We start from the raw sequence: 25304 nt of genomic DNA on the forward strand, positions 1-25304 counted from the left end.
TGGTGGGAATCTTTTATAACGTTTATCGGCTGTAAAGTCAAATTATTTAACTTTACTTACCGCTTTCCGAAATCAGCCACGAAAGACGAAATTATGAGCTGCAGACGAGAAGGGGGCAAAATCACTGAAACTCACATGAGTTACAGCAAACAGAATCTGATTATTCTCGCACCAGGGTCTGTTCCACCACCGGGTCAGGCAATTCTTCCGGCTCTTCCATCGCAGGGACCTGGGAACGTTTTGCATACCGTGCCAGCAATGCGGGTAAAAAGACCAGATCTCCAAACAGAGCAGACGAAATCGTCAAACCGCTCATGATCGCGAAGATCCGCTGATCGCGCATATCGCTGAAGATCACCGTCGAAAAGCCGGCCACCAGAATCACCGTCGTCATAATTAATGCCGTCCCTACGCCGGTAAAAGCGCGGCGGATCGCCTCTTCATCGCTGTCGACCAGCAGCTGTTCTTCCCGGAACCGGGTCAGAAAGTGAATCGTATCATCAACGGCTATCCCCAGACAGACCGTGAAGGCACACACGCTGACAATCTCCAGGGACTGTCCTGTAAATACCAGAAACGTTCCGGTGACAGCCAGCGGAAACATATTCGGGATAATCGAAATCAAGCCCAGTCGCAGCGAACGGAAGGCAAACGCCAGAACAACCAGAATGATAATTGCGGCACTCCCCAGGCTCGCGGCGAGATCCACGACAATCTGGTACAGGTTCCGCCAGCGCCAGACCGCAGAACCTGTCAGTTCAAATTGAAAATGGGGATGTGCGGCACTAATCGTTTTCAATCCCTCTTCAATCCGCGTGAAGGTGGGTCCATAACGGGCGATGCCCAGGTCCTGCACGTGAAAACTGACTTCGGCCTGATTCCGTTCCGGTGTATAAAAGGCACGTTTCAGCGGAGGAGGCAGCAGGTCCATCATCGACATCCGCTCTTCCGGTTTGCCTTCTCCGGGCAACGCTCCCAGGATATTGCGAATCGAAATCGGATGGCCGATCAGATCTTCCTGTAGCAGTAAATCATCGACTTCACTGATGGCAACCAGCACTTCCGGAGAATCGGAGGGCACATCATCGTCCCAGGTGACATGCACCCGAGAATGCTCCAGCCCTCCCATCGCCCGGTCCATATGATTCAGCGCCACCGCCGCCTCCGAGCCATCAGGCAGCATATTTGCCCGTCGTTCATCCGGACGCAGTGTGAGTGAGATCAAAATCAGAACAGCAGTCACACCGATCCCCAGCGAACTGATCAGTCGCGTCCGCTTGAGAACCATCTCAATAATCACACTGATGCGACCCAGATGTCGGTCGATGATTCCTTTCCCATAACCGACATGAATGGAGCGTCCCAGCCAGGTACGACAGGCCAGGGGGATTACGGTGATCACCGCGATGAAAGTCAGCAGCACCCCGACCACACAACTGTAACCAAATTCGCGCACGGTTTCATGATGGGCCAATGACAGCGAACCAAAGCCAATGGCCGTCGTCACCGAGGTCAACAGGCAGGCCAGTCCGACTTCCTGCACGCCTCGCCGGGCCGCATCTCGACCACTCAACCCGGCGGCCCGGTGTTTTCTGATCTGCACCATCAGATGTACGCCATCCGTCAGTCCCACCAGACTCAACAAAACCGGCAGCACAACGTCATTAAACGGATTGTCCTGAAAATCCAGAAACTGAATGAACCCCATCGTCAGAAACACGCCGAACATCGGTGCCAGCGCAACGATGATCACGGCAGAGATTCCTCGAAACAGAATAATCGCCATGAACAGGATCATGCCGTAACCGATGACCTGATATTTCACCTTGTTTGCGTTGTGAGTTCGCACTGCGGTCAGGTAAATCGGCACGCGTCCGGTCGTCAGGAAAGAGAAATCGGCTCCCGGATATTTGGCAGCAACCTCGCGCGCCACATCCTTTAATCCGATCGTACAGGCGTCATCATCCGTCACGCGAAGCCAGTCGAACTTGATCATCAGCAACAGCGTCTTACCATCCACTGACAGCAGTTGCCCGCCCACCAGTGGATGGGCGACCGTTTTTTCTTTAGCAGCATCCAGTCGTTTCTGTGAAGCCCGTTCGTTGGGAATCAAGGGTTCCCGCAAGCCGAAGATATTCAGATTCGGAATATCTTCCAGCCAGAAGACGCTACGCACATAGTCCAGTGATTCTATCTGCTCCACAATTTCACGGAGTGCTTTAATTCGCTCCGGGGTGAAAAAGTCATCCGAATCAATCACCAGAATGGTATCGGCATCGGTCAGACTGATCGGATCAACATCTGGCGGCGCTTCCCGTACTTTTCGCGGTTTTTCCGGTTTCTGCTGCTGTACCTGTTGTACCGGAGCCGGCTTAAACCAGTCGCGCACCTCTTCGGGCATCGTATAGCCCAGCAGCGCAATTCCACTCAGCAGCAGAATAAACAGCGTGACCATGACAGGATGGTCGGCCATCCAGACAGAACATCGATTAAACGCGCGAAACACTCTCGATTCTCTTTCTATCAGTTGTGGTAATCAAATAATGTAGAAAATAGAACAGAGCGAACACAATCGTTCCGACAAGGCTCATCTGTTTTTTCGGACAGGAAATTCCAGTTCATCGAGTTGAATCTCCCCATCATCATCATGATCTCGGATGTGACCATATCGCTGAACGGCCAGAGGTACTTCATCCAGCATGACGTGACCGTCACCGTTTTTATCATAACGCTGGAAAAATTCAGCGGCCTGTCTGTCGAAGTCACGTTTCATTTCAGCTTTCCTCTTTTTTAATTCCGCGTCACTTATTTTCTTCTGAGGCTTCGGCTTTTCAACCTTCTTCTTTTTCCGGGGTTCAGCAACTTCAAAAAAGGCAATCGCCATTTCTTCCCAGGTCTGATCTCCCCAGGTCACATATTCACTCGGATCGGGATTGAACGGATTCTCTTTGGAATTATCAAATTTCACAGTAAATTCCAGCGAGTCCACATCATCCAGTTTCATGGGCTGACTCAGCTCGTAAATATGCTGCCAGTTGAAATCGTAGTTTGGCACATCCAGCAGAATTTCCGATTCGTCCTTCTGCTTCATAAACAGCCGAAACGATTTCCCCCGCAAATGCATATGTGGCGCAATCGCCAGCAACTCTGCTTCCGCGGGAATACGTCGCACTTTTGCAGTCACGGGAAAATCATTGGCGTGCGGCGGAATTTCAAACTCCTGATCAATGCCAATCAGCGTGAAGACTTCGTGCGTGATCTCTTCCTCTTTGCCAAACAGGAGACCCACTTTGGAAATATCTTCCGCCTCTGACCCGTTCGGCGTGTAATGCATCTGGAATACCAGCTTCGAACCAGCGGGAACCCGGCGGGCCCGCCCTTCAGGCAGTTTTTTGATCCGCTGACCCGGCACATACGCGGTCAACCAGCCGATACCTCGAAAATCTGCGCCATCCGGCGGACGAATAAAAACAATCGCGTGATGCACGATAGAGCGATTGCCCGGCAGTACCTGCGCCCCGGTCACCCATTTATCTTCTTTAAACCCGGGATCGACGACAAAGTACTGATATTCGACCACACCTTCTGCGGGAACCTGAAAAGGCCGCTTCCGCATTTCCAGGACGACTTCCGGAATTTCCGGCAGATGCCAGCCTTCACGGAACTCGGGGAGTTGCGGCATGTTTTTCACATCACCATATGGCATGCCACCAGCAACCCAGTCGCGCAATACCTGTTTCTCTTGATCCGACATGAAACGGGCATTGGCATAATGACCATATTTCGGACTCGCGTGCCAGGGAGGCATGCGTCCGTCATCAATGGTTTCCAGCATCGTATCTGCCCAGCCTCTCACTTCATCATAGTCGGTGAGACTGAAGGGCGCGATCTCACCTTTGCGATGGCATTCCACACAATGTTGATTCAAAACCCGCACCACTTCGTTACAGAACGTCAAACTGGTCGTCACTTCCGTTTTTTTGACGCGTCCGATGAAACAGCCGTTCGGTTCTGTCACCGCCAGTTTGACTGGTTTTCCCGACAGGACCTGATCCAACGCGTTCTTCAGATCATTCGAAGTCGTTTCGGCGCGGGAAATCCCTGGTAGATACTGGTTGTCGATCCGTCCTCGATATTGAATCGCCAGATTTTCATCCAGTACAAAGACTTCCGGAGTCCGCACCGCCTGATAGCGATCGGCAATTTCATTCCCATAATCCTTCGCCATCGGAAACTGGATCTGGTATTTTTTGACGTATGCCTGCACGTCTTCCAGCGAGTCCTGCTGGTTACTATTCACACCAATCAAGCGTACGCCTCGAGATCGATAGGACTCCTGCAGTTCATTTAACCTGGGTCCATACAGCCGTGCCAGCGGACATTCCGCTCCCAGAAAACAGACCACCGTCACTTTTTGATCGGGCTGTTTCTTGAGTTCAACAGTCTCACCGGAAGTAGTGGGCAGACGAAATGTCAAATCAGCGGAGGAAGCAGTGGTAGATGGTTTATCCCCCCAGAGAGAACTTCCGCAAACCAGAAACAGAATAACGGAAAAGCTAAAACAGCGATGTAACATAGAGCGATCCTTCCTCCTGTAGTGGATATAGACAGGAGTTGTATTGTATCAACAGGCAGGAAACCCCCGCAAGACCCACTGTACGGAAATGAAGCCCGTCTCGTTGATTGCATAAATTCATTTGGATATACTCGACCTAACTTGAATTGGTTTCAGATTTTGACAAAAGTGTGAAAATTGAGTTCAGCTGAATTTGAAACGGTTCACTGCAGTGTGCTCCTGAAAAACGACAAAGGAAGGCGTAAAGTGAAAGCTCCACGAAGCGGCGGCGGCTGGAAAGCGATTAAATACAGTCTGACTCTGGCAAACCGGGTGGGCTGGTGGAAACTCTGGAAGTCCATGCGTTCCAAAAATGCCTGCAAAACCTGCGCTGTTGGGATGGGCGGACAAAAAGGGGGCATGGTTAACGAAGCAGGACTGTTCCCCGAAGTCTGCAAGAAATCATTTCAGGCAATGGCTTCCGACATGCAGCCCGCAGTCGCATCCGACTTCTTCGCCAAACACAATCTCGACCAGTTACGTTCCTTCAACTCCCGCAAACTCGAATACAGCGGCCGACTGACCGAACCACTGCTGCTTTCTCCCGGAGAAAAACATTACAAACCCATTTCCTGGGATGCGGCCCTGGACCTGGTTGTCGACCGCCTGAAAGCAGCTGGCCCCGAGCGGGCGTTTTACTACGCCAGTGGTCGTTCCTCCAATGAGGCCGGCTTCCTGTTCCAGATGATGTCACGCCTGATGGGCACGAATTATGTCAACAACTGCTCCTACTATTGTCATCAGGCCAGCGGTGTCGGCTTAGGCTCCAGCATCGGCACTGGAGCGGGTACGATCAAACTTGAAGACCTGGAACACACCGATCTGTATATCCTGATCGGCGCCAACCCGTCCTCCAATCATCCGCGACTGATGAAAGCCTTCATGGAAATCCGGCGGCGGGGTGGTAAAGTCATCGTCATCAATCCGGTTAAAGAACTGGGGCTGGTCAACTTCAAAGTTCCCAGTGATGTCCGCAGTCTGCTGTTCGGTTCCAGCATCGCTTCCATGTACGTGCAGCCGCATGTCGGCGGGGACCTGGCTTTACTCACCGGTATCGCCAAAATCGTTCTCGAACAAAACGCTCACGACAGCAGCTTCATCGCTGCTCATACCGAGAACTTTGAAGCCTTTCAGGAACAGGTGATCCAGACCAGCTGGGACGACATCATCGCCCAGAGCGGCGTCGACCGCGAAACCATTCAACAGATCGCCGACCAGTATATCTCCGCCAAAAACGTCGTCATCGGCTGGTGTATGGGCATTACGCATCATCTGCATGGCACAAATAGTGTGCAGACGATTGCGAATGTCTCTCTGCTGCGAGGCATGGTCGGTCGCCGCCAGGCGGGTCTGATGCCGATCCGCGGGCATAGCAACGTGCAGGGTCTCGGGTCGGTCGGCGTGACACCAGGTCTGAAACAGGCCATGCTCGAGCGCCTGGAGAGTCGACTCGGCATTCAGGTTCCCACGACACCCGGCTATGACACGATGGCCTGTATGGAAGCCTCCCATCGCGGCGAGATCGACTTTGCATTCTGCCTGGGAGGGAACCTCTTCGGCAGTAACCCCGATACGAAATACGCACTCGAAGCAATGAGCCGCATTAAAACGATCCTGTATCTTTCGACAACACTCAATACGGGTCATGTCTGGGGCACCGGCGAAGAGACACTGATTCTCCCCGTCCTGCCGCGCGATGAAGAGCCGCAGTCGACCACGCAGGAGTCGATGTTCAGCTACGTCCGCATGAGTGACGGCGGGAAATCCCGGTATGAAGGCCCCCGCAGCGAAGTCTCCATCCTCGCTGCCATCGGCCAGAAACTGTTTGCCGGCGATAACCGCATCGACTGGAAGAAACTGGAAAGCCATTCCGCCATCCGCGAACTGATTGCCGACCTGATTCCCGGCTACGAAAACATGCATCAGACGATTGAATCCAACAAGGAATTCCACGTCACCGGCCGTGCGGTCACAGAATACCAATTCCCCACGGAAAGCGGCAAAGCAAAGTTCCACGCCATCCCGCTGCCCGAGATCCCCGTGGATGACAATCAGTTAAGGCTGATGACGGTCCGCTCGGAAGGCCAGTTCAACAGCGTCGTCTATGATGACGAAGACATCTACCGTGGCCAGGAACGCCGCGACGTGATCCTGATGAACCGGGCCGACATCGAGCGCCTGGGGCTCAAACCCGATCAGCGGGTCAAGGTAAAGAGCGAAGCAGGGGAGATGCCTTACATCCTGGTCCGCGAATTCGACGTCCGCGCGGGCAACGCCCTGATGTATTATCCTGAAGCGAATATCCTGGTTCCACACACCGTCGATCCGCTCTCCAAAACCCCCGGTTTCAAATCCACACGGGTCACACTGGAAGTGGAGGCGACGGTTTAAAATCACACCATCCCGTCCACATTATTTTTAGTTGGTTTAAGAACGCTTAACCAATTGGGATCTTATCAGTTGGCAACGATCTCTTTCAAAAACTCGATCTGAGCAGGATCTTTCCACCAGGGTCCCGCATAGATATTGAGTTCATTACAAATTGAAATATCATTAACTGCGGCATAAATACCGTTGGGGATCGTCGGAAACTGTTTCTGTAATTTTTTCTCATCCAACTTGATGTTCGCGAGAATATCGATCTTCATCCGTCGAAAATGGATTTTGTTACATGTCACTGCCGGGGCGAGGCGCCATCCCACTGCTCCCTCTAACATATCCAGAGTCGGTTTCCTGTTATCTTCCAGACACCGCATCTGGATTATGGGACAATAATAAGCGAGATACTCAAACACATGCCCACAATCGACAATTACTGCAGCCCCCCAGTTAGATTGATTCCAGTTAAGTTTCTGAAACTCACTCTCCGTATAATAACTATTAATCGATTTCCCATCTGAGGACACGGGAAACAGGATCACATCTCCCTGCTTCATGAGTAGCGGTTGTGGCTTTTTCAGAGTTTTACGGGGCTTTTCAATGACCGGCTGACACAGTTTACTTCGTAATTTCTGTAGATATTTCTCTCGCTTCTTTAGCTCTTTCGCATCCATCCCCAGCGATTCCTGCATCTGCAAATCTGAATGGGAATCGATAATTTTAAGCGATCGAGAAACCACATCCGGACAGTCAATGCCCCGCTTATGAAACTGGTCCGCGAGAACCAGCCAGAACGTAGTATACTCTTCATTCGTTTCCCGGCCGGCTTCTTCAGGAAACGCTTCCGCCAGCATTTTGATTAATTGCTCTGACTCGAAGGGGAGTTTCACAATTGCAGCAACAGCACTTTTGAGATCGAGTGCAATATCATTCGAGTAGAGCCCGGCTCCCCAACTTCCCATGTCTGTTACTTTCTTATATGAGCAAACTTAGAGTTTCCAGCAGGGCTGCTCGTGTTTTTTCGGCCCCCCCCCAACCGATTCCCTTGCACAAATGACCGGCCACCGCTGCACAGACCAGATGAAACCCAAAAATGATCAATATATAGGAAAGGCTCGGCATCAGCGTCGCCAGCTCACCGGTACTTCTAAGCCAGGTTCCCGTTTTGTTTTTGTTTCCAGTTGTCGCTCGTCATCTGTCATAATTAACCTGAAATAAAGCCAGAATCTTAATGAGAATCAATGCTTCAGATTTGTTGTGTTCTTTACAGTGTTGGCAGTTTCGCCTTGACCGGCTTCGACTGAACTCTGCGGCGGAGTTCATTAATAAAGGTTTGATCACCTTCTTCCAGGGGAGAAAGGAACAGGAGAAATACATCGTCATCCGTCGTATTGATTTCGACGATCGTATCATCAATAAAATTTCCTGCTTCAACAATAACGATCTCTGCCACATCTTCATACTTCGCTGCGTAGACCTCTAATACTCCCTCGATTCTCTCATACGAAATGACACGTTTATCAGTCAGCAGATTCCCGTCGTCTGAAATGGAAGTCAGCCCCGTCGAATAAAAATAAAGCACGGTTTCATCCGGCCTGATGATTCCTTCATCCAGAAGCAACTGTAAGTCGCTTTTTGACAGCTTGTCTCCTGCTGTCACTTCAGAAGAGACGAAGGCTCCACTTTCAGCCAGCATTCCAAGTCCGAACAAGCTTACTCCCAGTATGATTAAACTCAGAACAATCCCCCCGACAGGAATCACAAAATAGTAAAACGAGACAGGTGTGGACCGATAACTGGAATCCGCCTCTTTTCTTAAACGGTGGTAGGCAAAGGTGCCTCGGATGCCCTTCCAGTAGAAGTAGAGCCAGATCATGGTAAACAGAAGCCCCGAAGGTCGCCCGTTCTCCAGCATTATAAAGATTTTTGCCAAAATAAAATAAATAACGAGGGTGACTGCGGCAGTTCTGGAATAGAATCGGAGACCCACCCCGCACGCCACCACCAGGGCAACATCGATGAAGTTAACCGGATCAGCAAATGGTCCGAATGCGCCTTCAGCAGAAGAGGCCATCGCAGCTACGATGACTAATACACTCATAGCCGCTGAGATAAAGGCAGCGATGGAAGCCTGCTTCGCATCATGAGTTGCATCATCCAGATTGTATTGGGCTTTCACTCTGTTTCCCTGACTGTTTTCAATGAATCAATTTGCTGCAAATCGCGTCACCTGTCATCACAACATTTGAATAGAATCATATGAACAGCACAAGAGTTGATTTAGTGTTATTCAACAGACTTCACTAAAAACCAGGTGCGTCCTAAAGACTTAAGTCCACTCCAGCCCTTTGGGCAGCACCGCTGCAGAATAAACCACGTGCAGCACCCGGCGGCGCTCTGGAAGTTTCGCTGCATGGGAACGGTGCACCAGTAGAGGCCGCATCAGCAGTACCTCCCCGGGACCAGCAGGGCAGACTTCAAACGCCTCTTCATTGAACTCTGCCACCGCATCTTCACTCAAGCGTTTACGATGGCTGCCGGGCACCACTTCCAGTGCCCCATTCACGCCCGGGCAGGCATCCAGATGTAATCGAACCGCCAGCAGTTCCCGTTGCACTTCGACTGGCGGCTCGACATATCGTACTCCCGCTTTGGTTGACCAGTTGGTCCAGCGGGGATCATCTGTTGTACCGGCAATCGGCACGAACAGATCCTGATGCGGCGGCACAAACCAGTTCGCTCCCGGCTGTTTATCGAACAGCGTCGCACTCACCAGAGTGGTTGGCGACTTAAGGATTTCATTCGCCAATGAAATAAGAAAGCCCCGTTCCAGCAGGGGACGCAGATCAGGCAACTCCAGGTGCACATTCCGGATTGCATACGTAGAGCCGTTTCTTCGCTGGCGAAATGCAGTTTGCGGGGCTGCTTCCAGAACCGACTGTAACTCCACCAACGGTTCGGAACTCATCGCCCGGTGCAGCAATTCAAAGCCGTCCGCATCCAGTCTGGCATTCATTTACAAATTCGGTCCGTGAAGCTTCTTGTGGAATCAGGTAAACCGTGATTAACGATAACGTCACCATGAAAAAGCTGATCATGGTCGCTACGAGTAGATACGATATCAGAATCGTCATGGAAAATCGATTCGTATGATCCAGGCTATAATTATATAACAGGCCTGCGAGATAACTGGTCAGAAAACTCAGATACGTCACTCCCGTCAAACTAATAATTCCCCGTTTCATTCCCAGGCGACTGAAACACTGATTACCAATAGCCCAGAGCAGGCACAGAAAGAACAGTATCAAATAAGACATCGGATTCACCATCTTCATGAAATTGAGTTAAGCAGTCTGATACGCCACAATAAATAACCGCCGAAACGGAAACAGTACCTTGCCATTTTCCTGAATCGGATAGGCGGCCTGGTAGCGTTCCAGTAACTCTGCTTCAAAACGGGCGCGCTCACGATCATCGGGTAACGCTTCCAGATAAGGTCTGAGCCCCGTCCCGCGGAACCATTCCAGAATCGATTCTACACTCTCCATGATGTGGATGTATTTGGTTTCCCAGAGATCGATTTCCTCAGACAGTGGTGAAAGTAAGTCATAATAAAAAGAACACGATTCACAGCCCAGCGCCTGTCGGGCCTCTGCAGTCTGATCGTGCCAGCCTGGAAGCTGAGAGACCTCGACCACACAGCGGTGCAGGGGAGAGTCATAATGCGCGGGCAACTGCACTGCCAGCGCGCCATGAGGCTTCAGAAAGCTCATCAGACGGGGAAAGATTGCCTTATGGTCAGGCACCCACTGCAGCACAGCGTTCGAAAAGAGCAGATCATACTTCTCCTCCGGTTTCCAGCTGGCGAGATCCGCCTGGAACCAGTGAATCTCGGGATGGGACTGCCGCGCAGTCTTCAGCATCTCTATCGAACTGTCGAGCCCGCTGAGTTCCGCCTGCGGAAAACGGTTGGCCAGCACTGCTGTACTGTTCCCCGGACCACAGCCCACATCCACAATCCGTTCTGGGGTCTCCAACCGCACCCGTGCCGCCAGATCAATCGCAGGTTGAGTACGCTCCCGCTGAAATTTCAAATACTGATCCGCATCCCAGACAGGCATTCCCTGGTCCCTTCAGCCGCCGTTGATATATACAAACTCTGATCCCTCAGTTTGTTATTTCCCGTAACATCAACAGGACAACGATTATGGATGGCAGGTTCGCTTACAGCCGGAGTCGAATGCGGAAGGAAATACCTTTAATAATATAAAATTCCAATTCCCACCGTTTCATCACGGACTGGTCACCATGCTGAATTCAGATACCGGTTCATTTGATATCCCCCAGAACATTTCGAATTTTCTGAGCCAATAGACCGATCTTGGCCGGTTTTTGGATCAATTCATAATCGTCGATATCTTGTAGAACTTTTCCCGTCATCCCGGACAAATAGAGGACTTTCAATTCAGGATCCTGCTGCGTTAACTGTTTTGCCAGTTGCTGCCCATTCATATCCGGCATGTTAAAGTCAGTCAATAACAGTGAGATTTTGCCCATATGGGATCTGGCAGCCTGGATTGCCTTACGGGGCCCCAACGCCTTGATGACGGAGTATCCTAATTTTTCCAGTAACGCAGAAACAACAGTCAGCACTGGTTCCTCATCGTCACAGACCAGGAGCGTTTCGGTACCGCCTGTAATCGGATCCTGGGAAGCAGGGGGAGCGACACTTTGCGCGTCTATTGTTTTTCCTTGATCCTGTGGGAGATAGATTCTGAATTCTGTTCCTGCTCCCAGTTGACTCTCCACCGAAATAAATCCACCGTTGTTAGAAATATCTCTGAATACTGTGGAAAGACCGAGTCCGGTCCCCATCTCTGCAGGTTTGGTGGTGAAGAATGGTTCAAAAACCTGCTCTACTGTTTCTGCGGACATCCCGCAACCATTATCAATCACTGAAAACCGTGAATAAGATCCGGGAAGTGTGCCATATTCACGAGAAATCTGATCTTCAGTAAAGAGAACATTCTTAGTACTGATGATCAGAGTTCCCCCTGCAGGCATCGCATCACGCGCATTCACAACCAGATTCATCAAGGCCTGTTCGATTTCTGCTTCGTCTGCCCAGGCAGGCTTCGTATTCGGGTCCAGGTTCAACTTGAGAACAATTGCTTCACCCAGAATCCGCTGGAACATATTCTGATTACCGGTGATCATCGTGTTTAGATTAATCCACGAGATATTCGGCTCTTTCTTTCGGCCAAAAGCCAGCATCTGCTTTATCAGGTCGGTAGCTCGCTCACCGGAATTTTTAATTTCCTGCAAGGGTCCTCGATACTCTGCAGGTAATTCATTTTCTGGTGTCAGCAACAGCAGCTCTGCATTCATATTAATCCCCACGAGAATATTATTGAACTCGTGGGCCACTTCAGCCGCTAATTGACCGATGGCTTTCATTTTCTGGCCATGCTGCAGTTGAATCTGCAGTTGCCTGTTTAATTCCCCGGCGTTTTTCTGCTCGGTAAGGTCTTTAAACATGACTAACAGTAAGGGTTCCCCGGCAGTCTGAATCAAACAGGCATAGCATTGGATAGATCGTTTTTCACCGCTTTTGATCTGAAGTATTGATTCCTGATCATACCCCATCCCTTCCTGTCGCGCAATCCTGACAATTTCCTCCCAGTGTGCTTTGTCAGAAAATAAATTGAGTTCATGAATTGTTTTTCCAATAACTTCCTCACGTGCATACTGTGACGTCTTTAAAAAAGACTCATTTACATCACTCAATTGTTCTGTATCGAAATTAATGATCACCTTTCCCAGCGGATTCAGATGAAATATTTTTGAAAACCGTTCTTCAGATATTTGTAAAGCGTTTTCGTTTTTTTTACGAATGATCTCATTCCGATGCGCTCTTAATAAAGTCCCACCGGTAACTAACAGAGGTTTAATAAATTCGATAAATTCATCATTGTACCCGGACGGTCGGTTTGCAATAACCACCACTCCCGTCAAATCTCCCTGTGAGTAAATCGGCAGGCTGAGACAAGAACTCACCCTCTCTTCAAACAGTTCATGCGCCAGGCTGCCGAGTTGCGATTCTTCAGTGGGCTGACTGAAAATCACCGCTTCTCTAGTTCGCATAATCTGGTCAAATAACGCTTTCAGAGATTCGGATTCCTGCTTAGTTGAAAGTGTGATGGTGTGATGTTCCGACAATTCGATGTGGGGAGACAGTCGCTTGTTGGCCCGGATATTCAAACAGGGGGAACCGGATTCTGATTTCTGGACTTCAGCAATGAATCCGAACTCGCTCTCTGAAGTACTCAATAACGTCAGTAACAGGTCTTCAAATACCTGGTCGGACTCTGAATCGACAATGTAATGCTCAAGCAGGTTTCGAATGGATTCAATCAAATGAAATGAGCTGCGCAATTCCTCTTCGTATAAAACCTGCCGGGTAATATCAGTTCGAACACCGGCAATCCCTCCTCCTGCTGTTTTTTGTTCCGAGATCAGTAACCAGCGTCCGTCTCCTAATTTTTGCCGATGGCTTCCCTTTGGATTCTGATGCTGTTTTACTCGTTCCTGAACCCACTCTTCTTCTCTCCCCACCGCATCTGCAATCTGGCCTCGATGAGCCGAGATTCGGATATGATCCTCAAATCGTTGACCGGGAGTCAAAAGGTCTGCGCTTTCCTGATAGAATTCGCGGTACTTGGTATTACACATGACCAGCCGGTCATCGGCATCATACAACGCGAATCCTTCCGTCAGAGATTCAATCGCTTCTGTTAACTGGACACGCAGTCGATGCGATTCCTGTTCGCTTTTCAACAGGTTCTCTTCAACCTTTGCATGTTCAATTGCAATCGCTGCCAGATACACAGCCTGCTCAATGAGCTGCAGATGAAATTGACTTGGTTTACAGGGTTTATGGTAGTAAATGGCGAAGGTACCCAGAACGGCTCCCGTTGAGGAGCGGATCGGGGAGGACCAGCAGGCGCGCAGATCATAGATTAACGCCAGTTCCTTAAACTCTTCCCACAAAGGATCATTTTCGATATCCGCAACGACAATCTGTTGATTTCTAAAGGCGGCTGCCCCACATGACCCCTGGTTCGGTCCGATTTTTGTACCATCGATATTACGTATATAGTCTTCTGGCAAATTTGGGGCGGCACCATGCCTGAGCTGATTTTCGTCATCCAGCAATAGAATGGAACAAATCATTTCCTTGCTGTTTGTTTCGATATAGTCAACCAGGGTATTCAGGGTATCTTTGAGAGATACCCCTTTGCTGATCAGTTCCAGAATAATTTTGATGTCAGGTAATACTTTTAAGGTCTTTTGTTCTGCAAGAACCTCGATACCGTCATCATTCATCTGGATGTTTCCCATTACTTATTAATAGAAAATCTACGAACAAAAAAGCATTTTCGTGTTCAGTCTGGCCTGTTTAGATTATCCCTGATTAACGGATGCTCAATAGTAAAATATCAGACTCATCATAGCAATTCTAGAGCGCATTCCATTTAACTAGAGCGTCTCTCAATCTGATCTACTCAGGCCAAACAGCTTTGAAAACGCTACAATAAAACTGGACACAGTCTAAATTGTTTTAAACAAATTACGAGAGCAGTATTTTCTGTGTTTTATTTAGCAATTGAGCTGAGCCCCATCACTCCTGCTAAACGAGGTTTTTTCCTCACAGGATTATCAAATCAGCGTACGCTCGCGGAGCCAGACGATCAGACTGCCCAAAACCGTGAGAATGAATAAAGCATAGCCCCAGCAGCAGGGAGGTAATCACTTTAAAGTGCGCTCTCTGCAGCTTCACAAACCGAAACTCAAACGATTCGGCTTTGTAGATCCCATGCAGCCTTTCGACCATTTTATCAAAGGCCTGCCGCGCACGTTTCTCGATTTCGGATGGACTCAGCTTCTTCGCTGGCTTTACGTCTGCTGCCTCCAGTTTCAGTTTCGCACAGGGCCAGATCCGGGGCCTCTCGGTTTTCCGGTAGCGGGGATTCTGTTCGGGATCAAACTCAGGTTTCGGTAAGAGTAACGGAACCGTGTCAATCAGATAACGATCATGCGGAATCAGAGCACCTTGCGCATCGACCAGCACCGAGATCTGTTCCGGGCCTTCCGCCAGACCTCCATAGACCGGGAACATTTTCCAGATCACCACCCACTGATACAAAGCCCCTTGATCCTCATCTCCCGAGTCACCCCACTGCGCCAGCCATGCCTTTTGAAACTGAAAGGTCTGTTTCTGACCTGACTGCTGATTGACCAGTGCCTGAAAGGCGGCATCTGGTTCCGATGCAGTGACTGCTTTACCAACCCGTACCATGGACTCCAGTTTCACGGGTTTCTGACCCAGGCCTCTGCGTTTCCAGTCATTGGGTTCATAAGCAAAAATCACATGCCCCAGTCGAAACATCAACTCCGAAGTAGTATTTGGCTCGATTTCATGCAGATGAGGCATCTGTTCGGAATTCATCTTCCAGTCTTTGAATTCCGTGGGAACCTGAGCGATGGCGGCAGTTTCGCCGGCAAGAAAAAGAGATAGCATCAGTAACAGGTATTTCAGTTTCATTCTGCACCGAAGTAACAGGGCGCGTCGTCATCGTAATTCAGGTTGACGCAACCTTGAAAAAAAGCCACTCAGCCCACGAGAACCGAAGACCAGGCAAAATCCCAGCAGGAGACGACAGGCAACCGCCACCCCCGCTGCCTGCAGAGTTAAAGGAATGTGGGCAAAATTGCTCGATTTCTTTAACTGAAACAGTTGAAACAGCACGTTGCTCAAATCAACAATCCCCCACGTCAGGACCAGCAGTCCCACTGCGGAAAACGCCACAGACTGCACCTGTTCCGCGGTGACACTTTTCGAAGCGTGCTTTATTTCACTGTCAGGGATTAGGTATTTCACAATCGTCGCCGATCCGAACCAGAGCAGGCAGGCGGTAATCGTATAAAAAGTCAGAGGCATCAGCTGCAGATAAAACATGCCGGACACCGATGTAGAAAACTGGGCCGAAGCCGTCTTCCACGCCACAAACGTCATGACAAAGGATGCCACAGTCTCCAGCGCCTTGATTGCATAAAACAACCCGACCAGCCGACAGCCAATATAAGCGACTTCTTCTTTTTTCATCAGATCCTCTCAAGCCAGTTTTTAGACAGCGTTCTGCCATCCCCATCGATACTGTTACAACCTTAACAGAATCAGCAACAAAATCAGAGCCGAATCAAGCTGACAGTTCCCGAAATGTTTTGAATCCCTTTTAGCCCATTCCTGCAGGATTTCACGCTTGAAACGCAGCACGTTGCGCAATCAGTTCTGACAAATCCCTGAAGGTTCGCAGGTTCCCGAATTCTACCAGTACCGGGTCACGTTCCTTAGTACCATAGGCAGCAATCACCAGGCATGCCAACACAAACATACACAACAGATAAGCTGCAGTCCCATATCCTACACTCAGAGGGCAGAGGATGAGAAAATATAATATAGCCGCTGTTCCAATCCAGTTCGTATCCCACACCGGTCTTTTCACCTGCACTGCAGGCAAAACCCCGGGTGCCAGTTTGGTGATCGGCCCCAGAAACAGATCCAGATGCCGCCGTGTCATTTTCGATATGGACGTCGAGGGAGCAACTTCCGTAACATCAACACCTGCCTCCTGCAACAGCGAACGAACCGCCAGAAAAGCAGACGCAGGTCGACAGGTACGTCCTATAAAAGACTCCAGGGAAATAACCGGCATTGTCATTCGCGCGGCGATCCGTTCACAAAAATCGCGGACTGTGTTCATTTGAGGACCAGCTACCGCCTGCGTCCAGTCTGACTCACTCAACCCCAGCCAGTCTTTTGTAAAAAAACATATAAACCCTGAGTCATAGAGCTGGCAGGCGTCCCAGAGCGTTTCCAGTGGAGAATCGAGCGTCACCGGGATTTCTTCTTCCTCGGAAAAAAGTGAGCTTTTGCTCCAATACTGACGCGACTGATCCAGCAGCACCAACAGCACATATTCCGGCGTCGCCGGGACTTCGATGATGGTCTGAGAAGATTTCATTAATTGCTCCTGAAACACAATCAGATAAGATCAACACCACCTATTCCCATTCCAGGGAAGCCTCTGCAAAGTCATCTTCGGTAAATCGTTCTGCACAGGCTTTGCTCACGGTCTAGACCATTAAGATTGCACTGAAGTCTCGCCGTATGAACTATTCTCACACCAGCACAGATTCTGACACTTATACCACACTGATCATCGGTCCAAAAACAATTTCAGAAGCATTCAGAATTAATCTACGAAAAACAGAGATTCCGTGTCTGTTCCGAACCAGCAGGACTATTGTACCTGCTCTCGCAGGGTTTCCGTGTTCTGAAAAATTGATTCCACGCACTCGCTTAAATCTTCGGAAGCAATATGCGAATGCCCGATATTCACCAGCTGTGAATGCACCGACTGATCTGCTTCGTTGGTGAAACATTCGAATGCAGCCTCGGCCAGCCCCTGGGCATATTGGGGTCCCACTCCCAGTGCCGCCAGTTGTCCCGCCACACTGGCATTGATGTCTTCCACATCCATTAAATTGACGATCCGGCCCAGACCGAACGCATAACCATATAGTGTAAAACCCAGCACCTGCACCATCAGTTCGTCTTCCAGTACCCACCGCGGGTCAGCTGTGACCGCCTCAATGAACGGATCCGTTTTATCTTCCAAACGGCCTATCATGATTTCCCCTTCAGTGTGATATTAGAAACTACATTGTTTTCAGAAACTTAGTCAGGATCACGGTGCCTCGACAAAGTGCGACAGGCGACTTAACAACTCGCGCACCGTCTGGGACTGACTTAAGACTTCATAGTCTGTATCAGGAACGATCATTTCGCGACTCCTGTAGATTCCATTTGCATACATGAGAAAAGACGACACGAAATCACAGCGAGTGTGCCAGCAAACAAAATGAGAACCGTGATTACGGATCAGACAGATTCCCCTTGTAACACAGTCATAAAAACTGCGAAATTGTCATGCATCGATCGAGAATAGTGCCAGCTTCAAAGTAGCACTCAAGACCTATGACTGCAAGCATTTTCTGTACAATGTACTTTTCACATCCCCCGATCCGCCGAAGGCGGATGCCCCAGCACCTGTCGATATTGGGCCGAGAACTGAAAGACACTCGCAAATCCCAGCAGGTGCGCGACTTCTCCCACGCGCAGCCCCTCCTGCTGCATCAGCCGCCGGGCGAATTCCATGCGAGTTCGTCTCAAAAACTGTTTGGGACTCTCTTCCATTTGCTCGCGAAACAACCGCCTCAGATGCGGCTCCGAAAGACCGGCGGTCTCCGCCAGATCGCTGATCCGATGATTCTGATCCGGAGCCGCTTCAATCAGCCGCACCACCTTCCGCAGCCGATCATCCAACCGTCGTTGCGTCTCTCTGTCGGCCTGTGGAAACATCAGCCGTACCGCTGCCGCCAGCAGACAGCCCCCCGCATCTGCCTGCTCCGCCTGGATCGTTTTCAACAAACCAATCAGCGCCGACCGCTGTGGCTCCTGGCCAGGGAAGGGGACCGCTCGTTCTTCAGTCAGCCGTGCCGCCGCCTGAAATTCGACGAACAGATACGAGACCGGCTCCCGCCCGGAATACCGGTTCTCCCGTACTCCAGGTGCCAACAACCCCAGCCAGCCTGAGGAGACTTCAAACGACTCATCGGCAATGGTAAATTCACCGCAGCCCGCCTCCACATACAGAAACCGGTAATGCGAAACCCGTCGGGGCCGCAGATGCAGTTCCTGGTGAAACCGTACCCGGCTGCTCGCAATATACTGAAAAGAACTTCCCATCACAGCCACGTCCCCATGATCATTTTTGACATATAAATAACCGATTCTCCTATTCCGCAGCGGGATCGTCAACAGTAGGATGGCCGATTATGTTATCAGTGCCCCTCGCCAATTCGGTTCACTTTCGCCCGCTCGATCTGGCGGTGATTGTCGTCTATCTCACGCTCATGGCGGGGATGGGGATCTGGTTTTCCCGGCGGAATCAGTCGACCGAACACTACTTCCTCGGCGATCGCAATTTTCCTGGCTGGGCCATCGGCCTCTCCATGCTGGGTACTTCGATCAGCTCGGTCACGTTCCTCGCCTTCCCGGCGGCCGCCTTCGCACTCGACTGGCGACAGTTGATCTCGAACCTCACCTTACCTTTCGTCGCGGTACTGGCCATTATCGTCTTCATTCCCTTCTTTCGTCGTGGGAACACCACCAGTGCTTTCGAATACCTCGGCGACCGTTACGGTACCATCCCCCGTCTCTACGGCACCCTCAGTTTCATTCTGCTTCAGCTGATCCGACTCGGAAAAGTCCTCTTCCTGGTATCGATTCCGGTCAGCCTGCTCACCGGCTGGGATATCCGTCTCGTGATCGTTGGCGTCGGCATTTTCATCTCCTTCTACACCATCGCCGGCGGGATCGAAGCCGTCATCTGGACCGACGTCATTCAGACCATCGTCCTCTGGCTGGGGGGCATCCTCTGTTTCACGATCATCGTCACGCGTCTGCCCGGCGGACTGGCCCAGGTCTTCGAAGTCGGCTCCGCTCAAGGCAAGTTCGGCATCGGGTCGTTTGACTTCAACCTGACCGAACGCACCTTCTGGACCGTCTCTCTGCTGGGTCTGCTCAACTGGCTGACGATTTACTCCAGCGATCAGAACGTCGTCCAGCGTTTCATCGCCTCCCGTAGCCTCCGCGAAGCCCGCAAAGCGACCACTATTTACTCTGTCCTGGCCGTGTTGACCTGGTCCTTCTTCTTCCTCGTCGGCACCTGCGTTTTCGTTTTCTATCGCATCTTTCCAGAATCCGCAGTCGCCAACCTCCAGGCCGATGAAGTCTTTCCCTGGTTCATCCTCACGCAGGTCCCCGCGGGTCTGGCCGGGCTCGTTATATCGGGAGTGCTCGCGGCTGCCATGTCCAGCCTCGACTCCTCGATCAACTCCATCGCCACCGTCACCACGGTTGATCTGCTCAAACCCTGGCTCGCCCCGGGCAAAGATGACCGCTTTTACCTGCAGTTCGCTCGCCTGATCGCCGTCCTGGCCTCAGCCGCCATGATCGGCGGTGCCGTCTTCTTCAGTTCCGTCGAGAAAGAAAGTATGAATGACCTCAGTTGGATCATCGCTTCCGTCTTTGGCGGCTGTCTGCTCGGCCTGTTCATGCTCGGCTTTTTCACCCGCCGCGTTGATAATACTGCCGCCGTCATTGGTCTGCTCGGAGCGATTCTGGTCAACCTCTATCTCGGCCTGAGCACCGGCGGCTGGCTGCCCGAGCAGTGGTCGCTTCACATGCACACCTACTGGGTCGGCCTGTTCGTCAATCTGGCCTTCATTTCGCTGGCCCTGCTGATCAGCCTCTTCCGCGGTCCCAACCCCCGTGATCTCACCGGCCTGACCGTCTGGACGCAGGAGCAACAGCCATGAGCACACCCCTGCAGACCGAGATCGCCATCCTGGGAGGCACCCCCGGCGGCATTGCCGCCGCCATCGCTGCTGCCCGACTCGGACGAAGTGTTCTATTGATCGAACCCAAGGCCCACCTCGGCGGCATGTCCACCAGCGGCCTGGGCAAAAGCGACGTCGAACGCCGCCACCTGATCGGCGGCCTGTTTCAGGAGTTCACACAGCGCATCCACCAGTACTACCTCAATCGCTACGCCCCCGATTCCGAAGACATCACACTCTGTCAGAACGGTTACTACTTTGAGCCCTCCGTCGCCGAAACCGTTTTCCACGACATGCTCAAAGCACAACCGCAGATCACCATCCTCACCACTCACTCTCTCGACTCCGCCACCACCAGCGAAAATCGACTGACGGCAATCGACATTCTCAGCCCGATGGGAGAACGCATCACCGTCCGCGCGCAGGTCTTCCTCGACGCCACGTATGAAGGCGATCTCTTCGCCGCCGCTGGTGCCGACTTTCGACTGGGACGCGAAGCCCGCGACGAATTCGACGAACCCCACGCCGGTCAGATTTACTTCGACTACCAGCGACAACAGTTTCTTCCCGGCAGCACCGGAGAGGGCGACGACCGACTCCCCGCCTACACGTACCGTCTCTGCCTGACCACCGATCCCGCGAACGCAGTCCCTCTGACAGAGCCGCCTGCTGACTACGACCGCCGCCACTACCTCGGCTACTTCGACGATCTGGCCGCAGGACGTCTGGCCGGTCCGCGGCAGCTCAAACCGGGCCGGGGTTACGAACCGGCACACTTTAACACGCTGGTCCGCGCCCTCAGCGTCACACCACTCCCCAATCACAAAACCGACGTCAACATCAACCCGCGTCCGCTCGGCTTCCCCTTTCCGGAACTGAACCGCGGTTATATCACCGGAGATTCCGCCACCCGCACCGCTATCTCCACCCGCATCCGCAATCACACCCTCGGTCTGCTTTGGTTCCTGCAACACGACAAACAGATACCGGCAGAACAGCGCGAGATTGCCCGACAATATCATCTCCCGCTAGATGAATTCACCGACAACCGACATTTCCCCTGGCAGCTCTACATCCGCGAGGGCCGTCGCCTCCAGGGAGAATTCACCCTCACAGAACGGCACATCACTCATCAGCCGGAGCAGGGGATCGACCAGGCAGAAATCGAAACCTTCGCCGATACCATCGCTGTCGGCGAATTCCCTATCGACAGTTTCCCCTGCCAGCCCAGACAACCAGACGATACCATCGTCCTCGAAGGTTACCTGGGTATGCTGGACCAGATTACCCGCCCCTATGAGATCCCCTATCGGATCATGGTACCGAGGACCATCGACGGACTCCTCGTCCCGGTGGCAGCCTCAACCACGCACGTCGCCTTTTCTTCGATTCGAATGGAACCAACCTGGATGGCCCTCGGTCAGGCCGCCGGCGTTGCCGCCCATCTGGCGATTCAGCAACAGTGTACGCCCCGTAATATTCCGATTCACGAACTGCAACAGCAACTGGCCAGCGATGGTCAGATCCTGAAACATCAAACTGAACTCAACCACGCTTCCACCAGGGAACCCCAGTCATGAAACAACTGATTTATACGCTCACCCTTCTGGCCTCGACCACCGCTGCTCTCGTTCCTGCCGCTGCAGAAGAGCAACCAGATACACCGGTCCCGGTATTGAATCTCCCCGGTTCCGGCACCGATCCCGCGGCTATTGATTATCAAAGTCTCCCGAGACTGAAAGGCGAACACGCCATCATTAACCCGGCGGCCCCAGGGCCTTATCCCCGGAAATCAGACAAAATCGACCTCCGCGACCTGCGGCTGAACCTGCATAACTACCTTATCTATCATGACGGCAAGTTCTGGTGCATCTGGAGCGACGGCCCCCGCATCGAAGACGAACCGACTCAGGAAATCAAATATGCCACCAGTGTCGATGGACTGCACTGGAGCAAAGCAAAATCAGTCACCGGCACTCCCGAAAAGCCCCACGCCTTCATCGCCCGCGGACTCTGGCTCCGCGATGGTCAGCTGCTGACATTAGCAGCAAAATACCAGGGACACGGTGCCTTCGGCCCCCCGGACAAAAAGCACCTGGAACTGGTTGCCTACCGCTGGGCCCCCCAGCAGGACAAGTGGGTCTATGAGGGCCAGCTCTACGACAATGCCATCAACAACTTCCCCCCGCAGAAGCTGCCTTCCGACAACTGGATTCTGACCCGCCGCGATTCGCGGTTCAATGTCAGCGTGCTGATCGGCGGCGTCAAAGCCCTCAACGACTGGCAGTCCTTTCCCGTCGTGGGTGTCAAACAGGTCTCTGGTTTCCGTCCCGACGAACCGATCTTCTGGGTCCTGCCCGACAATAGTCTGTATGCACTCTTCCGCGATAACGGCAAATCGCAGCGGCTCTTCTTCTCGACTTCCAAAGACGAAGGTCGCACCTGGGACACCCCGGTCATCTCCAATTTCCCCAACGCCAAAAGCAAACTGTTTTCGCTGGCCACCAGCCACGGCTATCGCGTACTCGTCCTCAATGCAAATCCCCAGGTCAACCGCCGCGAACTCCACCTCGCAGTCAGTCCCGACAACAAAACCTTCACCCGCCTGGCGAAGCTGGAGATTCCCTCACCGGCCGAACTCCCCGCAGAAATTGCCTCGCTGAAGAAGAAATTCAGTGCCGGCATCGCCAGTCTGCAATACCCGCACGTCATCGAGCATGACGGTTACCTTTATATTGCCTTCTCACGCAACAAGCTGCAGACCGAAGTCTTCCGCGTGAAACTTGCCGATATCGATGCCCTGTTGAAATAGATCACAACTAAAGCGCGTCACATTTTACAATAGCGTGTTTCAATCTAATATACTCGGACCAAATGGCCTTGGAGTCGCTAAAGAAAACCTGGACACTGGCTAGGTTCCCTAATCATAGCATTCCAGGCTTATGATTCATTTCGTGATAAAAACACTATTTGTTTACGTTACTACTTGTCTACCAAAATTTATTCTGACTAGAATGGTACATAATGTCCACCACCAGAAAACTAACACTGTTAGCAAATTCATGCCATCTCTTTTTGCCATGACTTTATGGGAGGAAATTTTCATGTCTCCGATTCTCACAACCCTGGCAACCCTCGTATTGATGGGTGTCCCCTCAGACAGTGAATGCAAACTGCAGGATTTAACGCAGATTGGTAAAACGAACCAGGGTGGTTACCAGATTCAATACCAGTCTGGAGTAGGAAATGGCTGTCGAATCTACCGAGTGCGGAACTCTCCGGGGGGAGTTTTATCACCGGTTAAGTGGGAAGATGACAATGAAATATTTTTGAATGTTGACCTCTCCGCCTGTAACCAAGCAAACAAGTCGTGTACCTGGGTGGAAAGTATCAAACTCTCCGAAGACAAAATACATCGAATGAATTCCCAGCTGTCCTATGGTGTAAACAAAGATGAATTTAAAGAAAAGATCACTGCCTATCGATCCAAACCACCAGAAACGGAAGTTGCAGAAAGACCTCGTCCTTTAATTACAATTCTACGCGGTACCGTAATGCGCCAAAACAATGAACCACTTTCATTCAACATTGGTGTGAAATCCGAAATTGGAGATATAAAAGGAAACGGCGTGAAATACACGTTTGAAGTATTGGGAAAAGATTTCAACCAATATCAGATACAAGTTTCTGGTACAGAGAATAAAGAGAAGAACGGACTTGGAATTCTCTGGGAGATACCAGCGGATAAGTCATTGAATCAGAAACTAAATATCGAGCCAGTTAAAGTTTCCAGGGAAACTAAGTATTCCGTCAACTCGGATTTTAATAGATATAAAATCCAAAGGTCTCTTCTTCTTTCAATTGTTGAAGGAGAAAAAAAACTTGTCTCCACAAGTGCGCCTGCCTATGTCGAGTTAAAGAATTAAATCTTACTAGCTGATTTTTATTGCAAGAATAGTTCGAGAAGCAATAGATGCATTTTATCCTTTATCTTGTTGCCTTTGCGACGGTTGTTTTTCTGATTCCTGCCGTTACAGATTCATCGCGTCTGCAATCATTCATCCAGGCCGCGGGAGCCATCGGTGCTTTAACCGGTTATGTCTATGTCGATTCAAAGGGGAAGAATTTAAAAGTCGAAGAAAAAAAGAAAAGCCGGAAATGGTATGTCTTTTTTTGTGCGATCTCGATCTTTGCTTTTATTTTTCTGACTTCAGCCCTGAAACCTGCTTTTGTAATCAGCTTCCCTTCTTTCACTTCACTGAGAGAATTCCTTATGCTTCAACCGTTGATCTTAAACAGTACGATCAGCATCTGCGCGGGCATGGTTTTCTTTTTCTTTGTCAGTGCAGTTACCATCGGACTGAGACCCCAAAAGAAAAAAGCAGAAATCGACCCCACAATAAAATGGGGAATCATCAGTTTCGGCATCAGCATTTTGGGCGCTGCCGCTACGTTCGCCATCTTCTATGTTCCACATCCGGTTTTTAAAATTGCATTATTAGTATTGGTTGTCGTTTTTCTCACTGTATTCTTCAAAAACCCAAGGTTCTACTATCGCACGATGGTTGCCGGAGTTATCACACCTTGGGCTTTTATATCCTTCTCAGAGATTTTATTCTCTGCTGAGGACACCCCATGGGGAAAATATCTGATTCAGATAAACGACGGCAAAGACTGGTCTGATAACTTTACTGTGTTAGGACTCGTGATGACCTTGCTGTTTTTTGAGTGGTTGAACAATCAAAAAACAAATTAAGTCATCCACACACACATTCAAGACAAA

19 protein-coding genes are annotated in these 25304 nt (G+C 50.9%); 6 read left to right on the plus strand and 13 right to left on the minus strand.

All coding sequences use genetic code 11. From position 1 onward, the window contains the following. Positions 1–160: 160 nt before the first annotated feature. Together ACN0YH_RS03975 and ACN0YH_RS03980 are read right to left on the minus strand one after the other, a co-directional pair. The gene (locus tag ACN0YH_RS03975) at positions 161–2506 is read right to left on the minus strand and encodes an efflux RND transporter permease subunit (RefSeq protein WP_417378263.1); all 2346 of its coding nucleotides are present in this window, start codon (positions 2504–2506) and stop codon (positions 161–163) included. 81 nt (positions 2507–2587) lie between these two features. Continuing rightward, entirely contained in the window at positions 2588–4576 is a 1989-nt protein-coding gene (locus ACN0YH_RS03980) for a redoxin domain-containing protein (protein ID WP_417378264.1), read from the minus strand. 246 nt (positions 4577–4822) lie between these two features. Here ACN0YH_RS03980 and ACN0YH_RS03985 point away from each other — a divergent pair, with 246 nt between their 5' ends. Beyond that, on the plus strand, positions 4823–7006 hold the full coding sequence (locus ACN0YH_RS03985; RefSeq protein ID WP_417378265.1) for an FdhF/YdeP family oxidoreductase: 2184 nt from the start codon (positions 4823–4825) through the stop codon (positions 7004–7006). A gap of 65 nt (positions 7007–7071) precedes the next feature. Here the strand turns inward: ACN0YH_RS03985 and ACN0YH_RS03990 are convergent, their stop codons facing one another. The 11 genes from ACN0YH_RS03990 to ACN0YH_RS04040 all read right to left on the minus strand — a co-directional run bounded on the left by ACN0YH_RS03990 (position 7072) and on the right by ACN0YH_RS04040 (position 18866). After that, positions 7072–7956, minus strand: a complete 885-nt coding sequence (locus ACN0YH_RS03990; RefSeq protein WP_417378266.1) for a hypothetical protein — start codon at positions 7954–7956, stop codon at positions 7072–7074. A 302-nt stretch (positions 7957–8258) separates the two neighbouring features. Then, complete coding sequence (locus ACN0YH_RS03995; RefSeq protein WP_417378267.1) at positions 8259–9173, minus strand: hypothetical protein; 915 nt, start codon at positions 9171–9173, stop codon at positions 8259–8261. A gap of 150 nt (positions 9174–9323) precedes the next feature. After that, positions 9324–10010 (minus strand): phytanoyl-CoA dioxygenase family protein, encoded by a 687-nt coding sequence (locus tag ACN0YH_RS04000; RefSeq protein WP_417378268.1) that lies wholly within the window; start codon positions 10008–10010, stop codon positions 9324–9326. Further along, a complete protein-coding gene (locus ACN0YH_RS04005) occupies positions 9979–10311 on the minus strand; it encodes a hypothetical protein (protein ID WP_417378269.1) in 333 nt (110 codons plus the stop codon). The genes ACN0YH_RS04000 and ACN0YH_RS04005 overlap by 32 nt, the downstream gene beginning before the upstream one ends. A gap of 27 nt (positions 10312–10338) precedes the next feature. Continuing rightward, positions 10339–11115 carry a trans-aconitate 2-methyltransferase gene (gene tam, locus ACN0YH_RS04010; RefSeq protein WP_417378270.1) on the minus strand — a complete coding sequence of 259 codons (777 nt, stop codon included), beginning with the start codon at positions 11113–11115 and terminating at the stop codon, positions 10339–10341. Positions 11116–11323: 208 nt separating this feature from the next. After that, entirely contained in the window at positions 11324–14380 is a 3057-nt protein-coding gene (locus ACN0YH_RS04015; protein WP_417378271.1) for a GAF domain-containing protein, read from the minus strand. Positions 14381–14702: 322 nt separating this feature from the next. Then, positions 14703–15575, minus strand: coding sequence for a hypothetical protein (locus ACN0YH_RS04020; protein ID WP_417378272.1), 873 nt, complete (start codon positions 15573–15575; stop codon positions 14703–14705). Positions 15576–15626: 51 nt separating this feature from the next. Continuing rightward, positions 15627–16160 carry a hypothetical protein gene (locus tag ACN0YH_RS04025; protein WP_417378273.1) on the minus strand — a complete coding sequence of 178 codons (534 nt, stop codon included), beginning with the start codon at positions 16158–16160 and terminating at the stop codon, positions 15627–15629. 151 nt (positions 16161–16311) lie between these two features. Beyond that, positions 16312–17079, minus strand: a complete 768-nt coding sequence (locus ACN0YH_RS04030) for a hypothetical protein (protein WP_417378274.1) — start codon at positions 17077–17079, stop codon at positions 16312–16314. Positions 17080–17358: 279 nt separating this feature from the next. Next, complete coding sequence (locus tag ACN0YH_RS04035) at positions 17359–17748, minus strand: hypothetical protein (protein ID WP_417378275.1); 390 nt, start codon at positions 17746–17748, stop codon at positions 17359–17361. Between the two features lie 380 nt (positions 17749–18128). After that, the gene (locus ACN0YH_RS04040; RefSeq protein ID WP_417378276.1) at positions 18129–18866 is read right to left on the minus strand and encodes a helix-turn-helix domain-containing protein; all 738 of its coding nucleotides are present in this window, start codon (positions 18864–18866) and stop codon (positions 18129–18131) included. Between the two features lie 89 nt (positions 18867–18955). On the opposite strand from ACN0YH_RS04040, the gene ACN0YH_RS04045 reads away from it, so the two are divergent. From ACN0YH_RS04045 to ACN0YH_RS04065, 5 genes are all read left to right on the plus strand, one after another. Next, positions 18956–20500 (plus strand): sodium:solute symporter, encoded by a 1545-nt coding sequence (locus ACN0YH_RS04045; protein WP_417378277.1) that lies wholly within the window; start codon positions 18956–18958, stop codon positions 20498–20500. Further along, positions 20497–22101 (plus strand): FAD-dependent oxidoreductase, encoded by a 1605-nt coding sequence (locus tag ACN0YH_RS04050; RefSeq protein WP_417378278.1) that lies wholly within the window; start codon positions 20497–20499, stop codon positions 22099–22101. Before ACN0YH_RS04045 ends, ACN0YH_RS04050 begins: the two co-directional genes overlap by 4 nt. Beyond that, the gene (locus ACN0YH_RS04055) at positions 22098–23333 is read left to right on the plus strand and encodes an exo-alpha-sialidase (protein ID WP_417378279.1); all 1236 of its coding nucleotides are present in this window, start codon (positions 22098–22100) and stop codon (positions 23331–23333) included. Before ACN0YH_RS04050 ends, ACN0YH_RS04055 begins: the two co-directional genes overlap by 4 nt. Positions 23334–23625: 292 nt before the next feature. Beyond that, complete coding sequence (locus ACN0YH_RS04060) at positions 23626–24447, plus strand: hypothetical protein (protein ID WP_417378280.1); 822 nt, start codon at positions 23626–23628, stop codon at positions 24445–24447. Between the two features lie 47 nt (positions 24448–24494). Beyond that, complete coding sequence (locus ACN0YH_RS04065) at positions 24495–25277, plus strand: hypothetical protein (RefSeq protein WP_417378281.1); 783 nt, start codon at positions 24495–24497, stop codon at positions 25275–25277. Positions 25278–25304: the final 27 nt, after the last annotated feature.

The sequence above is a fragment of the Gimesia sp. genome (assembly GCF_048262075.1).
Classification (GTDB): Bacteria; Planctomycetota; Planctomycetia; order Planctomycetales; family Planctomycetaceae; genus Gimesia.